This is a genomic window from Oscillibacter sp. KLE 1728, assembly GCF_934833455.1.
Classification (GTDB): Bacteria; Bacillota; Clostridia; order Oscillospirales; family Oscillospiraceae; genus Oscillibacter; species Oscillibacter welbionis.
Genome location: NZ_CAKVVF010000063.1, coordinates 1 through 11,405 on the forward strand (window position 1 = coordinate 1; position 11,405 = coordinate 11,405).

13 protein-coding genes are annotated in these 11,405 nt (G+C 64.4%); all 13 read right to left on the reverse strand.

All coding sequences use genetic code 11. From position 1 onward, the window contains the following. Positions 1-342: helix-turn-helix domain-containing protein (locus QVE23_RS07990; protein WP_287967896.1), on the reverse strand; the 342-nt coding region annotated here is incomplete at its 3' end. Between the two features lie 143 nt (positions 343-485). After that, positions 486-1,364, reverse strand: a complete 879-nt coding sequence (locus QVE23_RS07995) for an HAD family hydrolase (protein ID WP_287967897.1) — start codon at positions 1,362-1,364, stop codon at positions 486-488. A gap of 80 nt (positions 1,365-1,444) precedes the next feature. After that, positions 1,445-2,155: a DivIVA domain-containing protein gene (locus QVE23_RS08000; protein ID WP_025545188.1), complete on the reverse strand. Its 711-nt coding sequence runs from the start codon at positions 2,153-2,155 to the stop codon at positions 1,445-1,447. A gap of 27 nt (positions 2,156-2,182) precedes the next feature. Then, positions 2,183-2,617: a cell division protein SepF gene (locus tag QVE23_RS08005; protein ID WP_021751192.1), complete on the reverse strand. Its 435-nt coding sequence runs from the start codon at positions 2,615-2,617 to the stop codon at positions 2,183-2,185. A 35-nt stretch (positions 2,618-2,652) separates the two neighbouring features. After that, positions 2,653-3,345, reverse strand: a complete 693-nt coding sequence (locus QVE23_RS08010) for a YggS family pyridoxal phosphate-dependent enzyme (RefSeq protein ID WP_036631279.1) — start codon at positions 3,343-3,345, stop codon at positions 2,653-2,655. A gap of 49 nt (positions 3,346-3,394) precedes the next feature. After that, entirely contained in the window at positions 3,395-4,678 is a 1,284-nt protein-coding gene (locus QVE23_RS08015; RefSeq protein ID WP_036628461.1) for a biotin/lipoyl attachment domain-containing protein, read from the reverse strand. 274 nt (positions 4,679-4,952) lie between these two features. Beyond that, positions 4,953-5,198, reverse strand: coding sequence for an RNA chaperone Hfq (gene hfq, locus QVE23_RS08020; RefSeq protein WP_021751189.1), 246 nt, complete (start codon positions 5,196-5,198; stop codon positions 4,953-4,955). Positions 5,199-5,260: 62 nt separating this feature from the next. Next, positions 5,261-6,205, reverse strand: a complete 945-nt coding sequence (miaA, locus tag QVE23_RS08025) for a tRNA (adenosine(37)-N6)-dimethylallyltransferase MiaA (protein ID WP_021752061.1) — start codon at positions 6,203-6,205, stop codon at positions 5,261-5,263. Positions 6,206-6,372: 167 nt separating this feature from the next. After that, positions 6,373-6,966, reverse strand: coding sequence for an NAD(P)H-dependent oxidoreductase (locus QVE23_RS08030; protein WP_287826591.1), 594 nt, complete (start codon positions 6,964-6,966; stop codon positions 6,373-6,375). A 5-nt stretch (positions 6,967-6,971) separates the two neighbouring features. Continuing rightward, positions 6,972-7,166: a DUF6440 family protein gene (locus QVE23_RS08035; protein WP_021750627.1), complete on the reverse strand. Its 195-nt coding sequence runs from the start codon at positions 7,164-7,166 to the stop codon at positions 6,972-6,974. Positions 7,167-7,405: 239 nt separating this feature from the next. After that, entirely contained in the window at positions 7,406-9,487 is a 2,082-nt protein-coding gene (gene mutL / locus QVE23_RS08040) for a DNA mismatch repair endonuclease MutL (protein ID WP_287967898.1), read from the reverse strand. 14 nt (positions 9,488-9,501) lie between these two features. Then, a complete protein-coding gene (locus QVE23_RS08045; RefSeq protein WP_025545571.1) occupies positions 9,502-10,413 on the reverse strand; it encodes an AEC family transporter in 912 nt (303 codons plus the stop codon). 38 nt (positions 10,414-10,451) lie between these two features. Then, the gene (locus QVE23_RS08050; RefSeq protein ID WP_025545572.1) at positions 10,452-11,162 is read right to left on the reverse strand and encodes a CPBP family intramembrane glutamic endopeptidase; all 711 of its coding nucleotides are present in this window, start codon (positions 11,160-11,162) and stop codon (positions 10,452-10,454) included. Positions 11,163-11,405: the final 243 nt, after the last annotated feature.

The window sequence follows — 11,405 nt, forward strand, 5'->3', positions numbered from 1 at the left end:
GCCGAACAGCACCCCCACAGCGCCGGAGAGCAGCTTGCTCTGGAGCGTGGCCAGCACGCTGCCCTGGAGGATGTTGCCCGGTTCCGCAGCGTTCAGGATCTCCTGCTCCGTCAGCATGTTCCCCTCCCGGGACAGGGTCCTGCCCAGGATGAAGTCCGCGGAGACGTGGTAGTAATCACAGGCCTTCACCACAAAGGCCAGGCCCGGTTCCCGGATGCCGTTTTCATAGTGGCTCAACAGGGCCTGGGAGATTCCCAGATCCCCTGCGGCAGTTCGCTGGGAGACGCCCCGCTCCTGCCGCAGCAGGGACAGGGTCCGTGAAAATTCAGTTGTGGAAGCCATCGTTCTCTCTCCTTCAGAGTTAAATACATAACGTATAGCTTAACAAATACGATACGGATTGTAAAGAAAAATCCCACGGATTCAGACATTTTTCGGGGGAAGGCGCTGCGGCGCCTTCCCCCGCTGTTTCCTTGCCGTCCAGCTCAGAACAGGCCCACCTGCCCCAGCAGCACGTCTCCCCCGATGCTGCGCACCTGGCGGGCATTCTCCTCCCACAAGCGGTCCGTCACCGCCATTTTGCGGATGATGTCCTGCACCGTGGCCTCCAGCGCAGACCCGGCCCGGTAGTCCGCCTGGAAGATATAATCCACCCGGCCCTTTGCCAGCAGGTCCTCCACACCGGCGCGGTTGCTGGCCTGGTACACAGCGATGGCCTGGCCGCCGTAGGCCCGCATCATCTTCATGCACGGCACGTCGGAAAGGCCGTCCCCCATGTAGATCATACTGGTGAAGGGCACCCGCTTGCTGTCGTCAGGCATGGAGGCGTTTAGATCCCGGTCGTTGGACACGTCCAGCACGCCCTTGTTGATCCGGTAGACGAACTGGGTCTTGGCGGTGAAGTTCACCGCCAGCTTGGGCCACACGGGCACACCGCTCTCATCGTAGTAAAACTCGCTGGCATAGATCTCCTTGAAGTCCCCGCTGATGGACGAGCCTTCAATGATCTCCCGCAGGCCGGAGGAGATGATGTAGTGCTCCACCTGGACACCCTGGCCGGCGCCGAAGTCGTTGATCCGCCGGAACCAGTCCTCCACACCGGGGAACAGCACGATGCTCCGCCCCTTCTCCACCAAGTCCGTCCGGGTGAAAGGACGGTTCCGCCGCGCCGCCTCCCGCAGCATGGTGTACATATAGGCCAGGATGCCGTCCATCCGGTTCCTGCGGCCGAAGCCGTTGGCCTCCGCCCAGAACTCTGCGGGGGTCATCCCCAGGGAGGGGATGAAGGCGTAGTCCTGCATATCGGTGGTGCAGAGGGTCTTGTCAAAGTCGTACAGAAAGGCCACGATGGGCTGTTGCTTCATGGCTGACTCCTCCAATCAAAAGACGTTGAGCGCCGGGACCGGGAAAGAAAAAAGCGGCTCCTGCGAGCCGCTTTGATCGTTCAGTCATCGCCGCCGGAGTAATTGCGGCCGAACTTCAGATCGTTGAGATTGATGCGGCGGGTAGGCTCATCCACAGGATCAGCCGCAAAGGGGTCCCCCTCCGGATAGTCATCCTCCGCCGCCGGAGACGCCTCTTCCGCTTCCGCCGGGGCCGCTTCCTCCTCCACGCTCTGCTCGCTGAAAGCGGCCAGCACCTTTTCCTCGATCTGCTGGACGGCCTCCTCCGGCTCCTGCTGGGAAATCGGCTCCGCCGCCTCCACCGGCAGCTCGGGCAGCTGCTCCAGGAATTTCAGCTCCTTCTCACAGATCTCTCTGCTGGCGGCAATGAACTGGGCCAGATCCCGCTGGCCCTGGTGCAGCCGCTCCTCGGCGGCCTCCACCTCCTGGCGCAGCTGGCCGATCTTCTCCCGGGCGCTGGTCTCCGCTTGGGCCAGGATCTCGTCCCGCTTGGCCTCTGCCTCGTGGACGATGGAGTCCGCCATCTTCTGGGCGGTCAGCAGGGTGGCGCGCATGGAGTCCTCGGTGGCACGGTAGTCCTCCACCTTTTCCACCAGGACCTTCAGCTTGGCCTTCAGCGCCGCGTTCTCCTTGTAGAGCGCGGTGTAATCATCGGTGAGCTCGTCCAGAAACTCATCGACCATGGCCATGTTATATCCGCCCATCACTGCCTTGGAAAAGGCGTGGGTGGAAACTTCCTGTGGTGTCAGCATAGTGCGATGTTACCCCCTCGTGTCCGCTCAGAAATAGAGGCCGTTGTTCTCCAGCTCGTCGATCAGGTCGCCCTCGATATCCACATGATAGGGCGTGATGATGTATGTATTGGCAGCCACCTTCTTGATCTTGCCCTCGCCAGCATAGGCCACGCCGGACAGAAAGTCGATCAGCCGCCGGGCGATATCCTTGTTGGTGGACTCCAGGTTCAGCACCACGGTCCGCTTGTCCTTCAGGTGGTCCGCGATTTCGGAGGCGTTCTCGAACCGCTCCGGCTTCACCAGCACCACTTTCAGCTGGGTGGTGGCGTGGATATTCACCACCTTGTTGCGGCGGTCCTCCACCTTGAGCTTCCGGTCCTCAAAGGCGTTTTGCCGCACCGGCTCCTCAAAGTCATCATACTCCTCGTCCTCATCCTCGTAGGGGTGGGTCCACTTTTTCAGTTCGTCCAATAAGCTCATAATAGCCTCCCATCGGAGCCGCGCTCCGGTCTTTTTCAGTTGTAATGGCGGGCGCCGAAGATGGCGCTGCCCACCCGCACCATGGTGGCGCCGGCACGGATCGCATCCTCATAGTCGCCGCTCATGCCCATGGACAGATATTCTAATTCATTATGAAACAATTTTTGGTTCATGTCAACATAAAGTGCCTGAACTTCCTGAAAATACCGGAAATTGGCATCCCTCTGCGCGTCTGCCGGGGGAATCGTCATCAGTCCCCGCACCCGGACATGGGTCCGCTCCAGGGCGGCCTCCGCTGCGGGGAGGACTTTCTCCGGTGCAAAGCCGCTCTTGGCAGCCTCCCGGCCGATGTTCACCTCCAGCAGGATGTCCTGCACCAGCCCCCGGGCCGCGGCCACTTTCTCGATCTCGTCCAGCAGCTCCAGAGAGCCCACGGACTGGATCAGGGCCACATGGCCCACCACCTGCTTGACTTTGTTGCGCTGCAGGTGGCCGATGAAGTGCAGGGGGGCGCCGTCGTAGGCGTGCTGCTCCAGCTTCTGTACCATCTCCTGCACCCGGTTCTCCCCCAGGGCGTCGATGCCGGCTGCCACGGCCTCCCGGCAGGCGGCGGCATCGTTCATCTTGCTGGCGCCCACCAGCAGGATTTCCTTCGGGTCCCGGCCGGCCTCCCGGGCCGCCGCGGCCATGTTCGCCCGGATCCGGGCAATGTTCTCCGCAATTGTCATCAGCGTTCCAATACTCCTTTCCAGCGGCCGCCCTGCGGCCATCTCTCTGTCAGCTGCCAATCACCTTTCCATCATACAGGTCATAGGCGGTGATGATCACCTCGTCCCCCGCCCGGAGGCGAATCTGCTCCTGGGTCTTGCTGACCTCCTCCGCCGTGTCCAGCGTGGAGCGCACCAGGGCGAAGTCATCTCCGCTGTACAGCACGTCCACCGGCTTGAAGCGGGCCTTCATGCCCACCATGCAGTAGACGCCGGTCTCGCTCACCACGGACTCGTTCCCGTCCTCGTCCGTAACCGTTCGCTCCCGCACCCGCAGGGCCTCCTTGGGCACCCGGATGCCCGTGGTGGTCTGCCGGATGACCTCGGCGCTCTGCTGGCGCAGCAGCGTCAGCTCCGATAAATAGGTGTCCCCCTGGAACACCGCCACCACCCGGCCGCCTTCCGCCTCGCTGATATGGGTCAGCTTCACGCTCAAGTCCCGGCCCACGCCCTTGGCAAAGCGCAGCTTCAGTCTCCCGCTCTCCTGCAGGGTCTGGGCCTCGCTCTCCTCCAGGGCCGTCACATAGTACCAGGTGTCCCCCAGCACCAGTTTGCCCACCCGGTTGGAGCGCAGGGACTCATCCGGCTCCAGGGCCGCCAGGGTCCTGGGCGTCAGCGTCTCCAGGCTCTCCGGCGTTAGAATGTTCTCATATCCGTCCACCACGGCGGAATAGAGCCCCGCCTGCGGCGCGGTGATCTGCCGGACAGAGCTTCCCGCCTGGGCCCGCAGGCTGCTCAACTGGCTCTGGAGCTCCGCCATCTGGGCGGACAGGTCCTCCGTATCGGAATACGTGTAGTCCCGCTTCATCACCAGGCTCCGCAGCTCGGCTCCGCAGTCCTCCGCCGTGTCCAGCCGGTCCGCCGCCAGAGCGCCCCGGTAGTCGCGGATCGTCTGGAGGATCTGGGCGTCCAGTCGCAGAGAGACCTCCGCCCCCAGCGCCGCCTCCTCCGCGTACTGCAACTGTTCGATCTGGGTATGGAGGGATTGGATCTCCTTCTGGCGGTCCAGCGTCGCCTGGTCCGCGTAGACCAGCGCCACCACGCCGCCGTCGCTGATCCGCTCGCCCTCCGCCCGCTGCAGCTGCAGCAGGCCGCTGGTGTCGTCCGTCAGGATCGCCTCGTCCCGCACCACATAGCCGGACAGCACCGTGGACATCTCCACCTGATACTGGTAGGCGATGGTGGTGGTCAGCGGGTCGCCGAAATAGCGCACCGCCTGAATCGAGAAATAGGCCAGCACGCCCAGCGTGACCGCTGCCAGCAAAAGTTTTGTGCCAAGGGTTTTCTCTTTCATGGTTACCTCTTTGTCTCTGTCCGCGAAGCCTTCCCGGCCCCATGCAGGACCCTCTGCGGAGGCGCAGACCTCCACAACCTCCAGCTCCACCGCCGGACGCACCGGCGCGATGGCGGAGGTCGTGTGCTTGAAATGATTTTCTGCCCGCCAGTTCTCATTTCCCCAGGCACGGCGGGCTTTGCCCGCCGTGCTCAAGGTTTTGGTCCGCAAAACGTGATCCCGGCCTAAGTGCCGCCCTTTAGGCGGCGGGCCTCAAAACGGGTCCGCAGGCCGCTCATGCGCCCGCGACGGCCGGTTCCTCACCCTCCAGATCCACCGGCCGCACCGGCGCGATGGTGGAGATCGCGTGTTTGTAAATGATCTGCTGCCGGCCGTCGCTGTCCAGCACCACCACAAAGGCGTCAAACCCCGCGATGGTGCCCCGCATCTGGAAGCCGTTCATCAGAAACATGGTGACGGGCAGCTTGTCCCGTCTGGCCCGGAGGAGAAACAGGTCCTGTAAATTCGCTTTTGTCTGCATATATGTCCGCTCCTTTTTTCTGTATGAGTCGGACGATTTCCCTGTCTCCCGTCCGCTCACCGCTAGAATACGCCAGCGGCGGCCAGGATTTCCGTCGAAACCTGGAGGGCCCGGGCAAAATCCCGGTCTTTTTCCCACCAGATCCAGTGAATGTCCGGATTTCGCCGCAGCCAAGTCAGCTGGCGCTTGGCGTATTGCCGGGAGCGGAGCTTCACCTCCGCCACGGCCTCCTCCACCGTGGCGGTGCCGTCCAGAACCCCCAGGAACTCCTTGTATCCGATGGCCTGGAGAGCCGTGGCCTCCCGGGGCAGGCCGCTTTCCAGCAGCTGCCCCACCTCCTCCAGTAGGCCCGCCGCCACCATGGCGTCCACCCGGCGGTCGATCAGGGTCTTCATGTCCGCCCGGTCCCGGAACTGGAGGCCGATCCACACGGCGTCGTACCGGGGCGGCAGGTCCCTTGTCTCCGCGTTGTGGGCGGAGATGGTCTTTCCCGTCTCCCGGTAGACCTCCAGCGCCCGGAGGATGCGCTTCTCATCCGCCGGATGGAGGCGTTCCGCCGCCTCCGGGTCCACCTGCCGCAGCTCCTCCAGAAGCGGGCCGATGCCCTCCCGGGCCAGCTGGGCCTGGAGCTCCCTGCGGACAGCGCCGCCGGCGTGGCCGCCGGCGAAGGTCCGGCCCTGCACCACCGCATCCAGCCACAGCCCGGTGCCGCCCACCAGGATGGGCCGCTTTCCCCGCCGCAGAATGTCGTCCACGATGGGGACGGCCGCCCGGGCGTACCGGGCGGCGGACCACTGTTCCGCCGGGTCTGCCACGGCAATCATGTGATGGGGCACGCCCTCCATCTCCTCGGCGGTGGGGGCGGCGGTGCCGATGGTCATGCCCTTGTAAATCTGCATGGAGTCGGCGGAAACCACTTCCCCGTCATACCGCTTTGCCAGCAGGACACCCAGCTTCGTTTTGCCGCAGGCCGTCGGCCCCACCACACAGATGATCTTCTCAGCCATCGCCGTCTCTCCTCTCGCCTGTCAAGGCTGTTCCGCTTCTGATGCATCGATATACTCACTGTATACGATCCGCTCCCGGATGTAAAGGGGGCCCTCCGCAAGCGGACAGCAGAAGCACCAGTGCCAGCGCAGCCGGCAATCTCCCCCTTACGGCAGCCGCCTCCTTTTCAGAAGTCCTCCGACAGCCTGCGGGCCTTCTCACAGGCCTCCGTCAAAATCTCCTCCGTCTTGGCGGGATCCAGGTCCAGTCCGCCGGCAAACACATAGCTGAACGCCGGGATGCCGAACATGGCGCACAGCTGCTTCCAGTACAGGACACCCAGACTCTCGGGCTGCTCCAGATCCCCGCCGGAGGTGAGATAAGCCAGCTTCTCTGCCCGGCAATCCCCGTGGCAGCCGTCGGCCTCGTAGTGATAGGTCAGGCCATTGGCGGAGATGTACTCAATATACGTCCGCAGGGCCGCCGGGAAGGTCAGGTCCCAGAAGGGTGCCGCCACCACCACCCGGTCCGCGGCCCGGAACTGGCGGGCCAGATCATACACCGGCGCATCGAAGCACCGGATCCCCGCCAGGGCGTCCCGGTCGTTCAGCATCTCCGGCGCAAAGGGCTTCAGCGCCAGCAGGGCCTCTGGTTCCACAGTCTCCACCTCGGCCTCCGGATGCCTGGCCTGCCATGCGTCCAAAAACGTTCTCGCCAGCACCAGGGTGCGGGATTCCTCCCCTCGCTGGCTGATGCAGCCGTTGACAAACAGCAGTTTCATGCAAATCACTCCTTCTCCTCCAAAAGGGTGGTAATGATGGGCTTCCCCTCCCGGTCCAGCAGGGGCGTCATCCCGCCGGCATGGCCGGTGGAATGCCACAGGTAGTTGACCCCGGTCTCCCGGTCCACCCAGACAGAGTTTTCCTCAAAGCCGGTGCTCTCCACACTGGTCCGCACAAACCGTTTTTCCTTTTTTGCCATATAGGAAACCTCCTGAAAAATTCGTCACTCCCATCTCCGCCAGGAAAAAGGGCTGGGGAAAACCCTGCGGTTTTTCCCAGTTCGTTCGCCGCGGGCGAACAAAGAAATCTCAATCATTTTCGGCAGGGCGTGTACCTGCCGAAAATCCGTTGACCTGTGCGCCTCGGGCGCACACACCAGTGACCGACGTCACTGGTGTGGGGGGAGGTCAAGGGGGGACGCAGTCCCCCTTCGAAGTCTCACGCCCGCTTGAACATCTTCTCCAGCTCGTACTTCGTCAGCTTCACCGCCACCGGGCGGCCGTGGGGGCAGTATTTGATCTCTCCGCTCTGTACCCGGTCCACCAGCACCCGCAGCTCCGCCGGATCGCTGACCCAGCCGCCCTTGATGGCCGCCTTGCAGGCCATGGTATGCAGCAGCGCCTCCCGCTTTTCATCCGGGGATCTTCCGGTCCGCAGGCGCTCGGCAAACTCCTCCAGAGTGGGCACCGTGTCGGCGGCGTCGATGTCCGCCGGCACCTCCCGCACCAGCAGGGCGCCGGCCCCGAAGTCCTCGCAGGCAAAACCGAACTGCTCCAGCAGGGGCAGGTTCTCCAGCAGCAGCGCCCCGTCCTCCCGGCTTAACTCCGCCGCGATGGGGGCCAGCAGCGTCTGTCGCATGGGGGGCTCCTGAGCATTTTTCAGCTTGTCAAAATTCATCCGCTCGTGGGCGGCGTGCTTGTCGATGAGCCAGACGCTGCCGTCCTCGCTCTCGCAGATGATATAGGTCCGCAGCACCTCTCCGGCAATCCGCCAGGGTGCCTCTTTCGTCTCCAGAACAGTCGTCTGGCCCGGTAGATCCTCCGTCAGCTTCAGCCGCTCCGGCGGGATGGCGGGCACAAAGGGGCGGGGAGCAGATTCCGGCGAGGTCGTCTTTTCTGCAGGGACGGACACTGGGGCAGAGGTCCAGGGGGCGGAGGGAGCCGTCCGCTCCGCCCGTGGGGCGGTCACGGAGACAGGCGGTCTGCCCAGCGCACCTTTGTTGCAGGAGGGTGCAGGCGGGCTGCTTTGCTGCGTGTCTGGCGGCGACGTCACAGAGGCGGGCGCCCTTCCCAGAGCGCCCTGGGCCGCGGACTCTGAGCGCTTGGTCTGGTAAAAAGAGGTCTGCCCGCTGTCCGCCACCCGGGCGGGCGCCCGCAGCTCGGTGTTCCAGGCGGGCCGGGCCGGAGCCGCGGGCTGGGGAGCGGGCTTTGCACCGCCCTGCCGGAACGTCTTGGCGTCCATGGTCTGGAAGAAGTCCTGCCGGGAGGCCGCCGGGAGCCGCGTCTCCTGCGCGGGAGCGGCGGCGGGAGCGCCGGTTTTGCCCAGGGCATCCAGCACCGTGTGGTAGACCGCGTCGAACACATCGTGCTCCCGGGCGAACTTCACTTGAGTCTTCGCGGGGTGGACGTTCACGTCCACCGCCGTCACCGGCAGGGTGACGGACAGGACGCAGCCGGGGAACTTACCCTTCATGATCTGGTTGCGGTAGCCCTCCTCCAGCGCCGCCGTCAGCAGCTGGGACTTGATGAACCGGCCGTTGACGAAGAACACCTGCATGGACCGGGAGCCCCGGCCCATCAGCGGCGCGGTGACAAAACCGGAGACCGTGATGTCCCCTCCGCTGCCGGACACCGGCACCAGCCCCCGGGCGAAGTCCCGGCCCAGGGCAGCGTAGACGGCGGAGTCCAGCTTTCCGTCGCCGGGGGTCAGCAGGGCCTCCACCCCGTCCTTGATGAACTTGAAGGAGATGTCCGGATGGGACAGGGCCAGATGCTGCATGAGGCCGTTCACCGCCGCAGTCTCCGCACTGTCCTTGCGCATAAACTTCAGCCGGGCGGGGGTGTTGTAAAACAGGTCCCGGACCGTGATGGTGGTGCCCTCCGGCGCACCGGCGGGCTCCACTGCGCCGGGCACACCGCCCTCCAGATGGAGGGCGGCTCCCTCCGTCGTGCCGGTTTGGCGGGTGAGGATGTCCACCCGGCTGACGGCGGAGATGGCGGCCAGGGCCTCGCCCCGGAACCCCAGAGTACCGATCTTCCCCAGGTCCTCCTCCGTCCGCAGCTTGGAGGTGGCGTGGCGCAGGAAGGCGGTGGGGAGTTCCTCCGGCGCGATGCCGCAGCCGTTGTCCGTCACCCGGATCATGCCCATGCCGCCCCGGCGGATCTCCACCACCACGGCAGAGCTGCCGGCGTCGACGGCGTTTTCCACCAGCTCCTTCACCACGCTGGCGGGCCGCTCCACCACCTCGCCGGCGGCGATCAGGTCCGCTACGTGGGACTCCAGTTGTTGAATGTGAGGCATATTGGTTTCTAAGCTCAGAGCAGCAGCACGGCGACGATGGGAATGGTCACGATGGACGCCGCCGTGGTCAGGAAGGTGATCTGTGCCATGCACTCGGTGTCTCCGCCGTACTCCATGCTCAGCAGCGTCCCGTTCACTGCTACGGGCATGGCCATCTGGGTGACAGCGATCCCCAGCACCAGGGAGTCGATCCCCAGCGCCCGGAGGACCAGGCACAGGGCCACCGGCAGCAACAGCAGGCGGATGGCCGTCAGCAGCCACAGCTTGGGAGAGCGCAGCACCTGTCCGGCTGACATGCCCGCCAGCAGGGAGCCCACCACCAGCAGGGACAGCGGCACGGTGATGTCTCCCACAAAGTCCAGCATCTCGCCCACCAGGGCCGGCGGCCGCAGCCGGGTCAGCGCCAGCACCAATCCCAGGACAGAGGCCACGATGCAGGGGGTGAACAGCTGCTTCCAGCGGAAGCGGGCGGCCCCTGCCAGCAGCAGCGGGCCCAGACTGTAAGACAAGAGATTGAAGGGCAGCGCCAGAATGGCGGCATAGAACAGTGCGCCGTCTCCAAACAGGGCCACCGCTACGGGATAGCCAATGAACCCCACGTTGGGGAAGGCCAGGGCATACCGCCACACGCCCTTCTGCCCCTGTGTGCCCGGCAGGAACCGGGGCACCACCAGGGCAAAGACCGCCTCCAGCAGGTAGAACACCACGCCAACCTCCAGGATGGAGAGGATGGTCCCCAGCTCCGGCAGCTCCTCGCCGGTGATCACCGCCGCCACGATCATGGCGGGCATGGTGATGTTCAGCAGCAGCTTGGAGACCTTCTGGTCCGCCTCCCCGCCCAGGTACCCCAGCCGGTTGGCCGCATAGCCCGCCGCAATGGCGAACAGGATGACCAGCATCTCGCCAAATACGTCCCAAAAATTCATCTGTCCCTTTCTCCCCTCATCATTCCGGAATTCGGTTCTTACGCCACAAGGGTCCAAGCGGAGAGGGCGTTGGCCGCCGCATGGAGACCGATGGACGTCCACAGGGTGCCGGTGCGGTCATAGACCCACGCCAGCACCAGCCCGGGCACCAGATACTGGAGCATCAGCAGGAAATACGTGATGTCCCGGTTCACCACCGCGAACTGCCACACATGCAGCAGGGCGAACAGCAGGCAGCTGACCAGGTATCCCACCGCCGCGCTCTTGCGCCGGAGATTCCCGAACACCAGTCCCCGGAAGAGCACCTCCTCCACAAAGGGCGCCAGGAAAATGACGATCAGCAGCGTCATGTGGGGCGCGTCCTCGATCTGGGCGGAGATGGTGGTGTCGTTCAGGTTGGTCTGGTTGGATACCACCAGTCTTGTCAGGCGGTACACCAGCTCGTTCAGGCCGTACAGGGCCACCAGTCCGATGGCCATGAACTTGCAGGCCCCGCCCAGGTTCTCTGCAAAGTGCCGGGAGGTCCGACCCAGAAAGCCGTGGAAAATGATGACCGTGGCGGCGAAGAGGATGTAGTAATACAGGATATTCTGCAATCCGGTGCTGATGGTCACTCCCAGCAGTCCGCCGATCAGGCGGAACAGCGGGGTTGTGACAAAGGGCAGCACCAGCAGGTAGATCACAAAGAGCACCGTGCCCGCGATCTGTTCCCCCGCCGACATATAGGCGGCGCTCTTTCTTCTTGGCATCTCGTTCCCTCCCGGTTTTCGTCCGGCTTCTGTTTCAGCTCGTTTTCCCCGGCGGGCGGATCCGCCGGGGTCTTCTTTTGATCCGCTGGGCTTGGGCGGCGCGTGTCCGCCCGCCGCCAGGCCCCTCATTTCCGCGGAATCCCCTGTCCCGGCCTGAAGGCCGCTCTCCGGGCGCCGTCAGCGCGTCCGGTCCCCCGCGGCAGAGGGCGCATCCCGCCGTGCCTGCCCGGCCGGGTGCTCAGT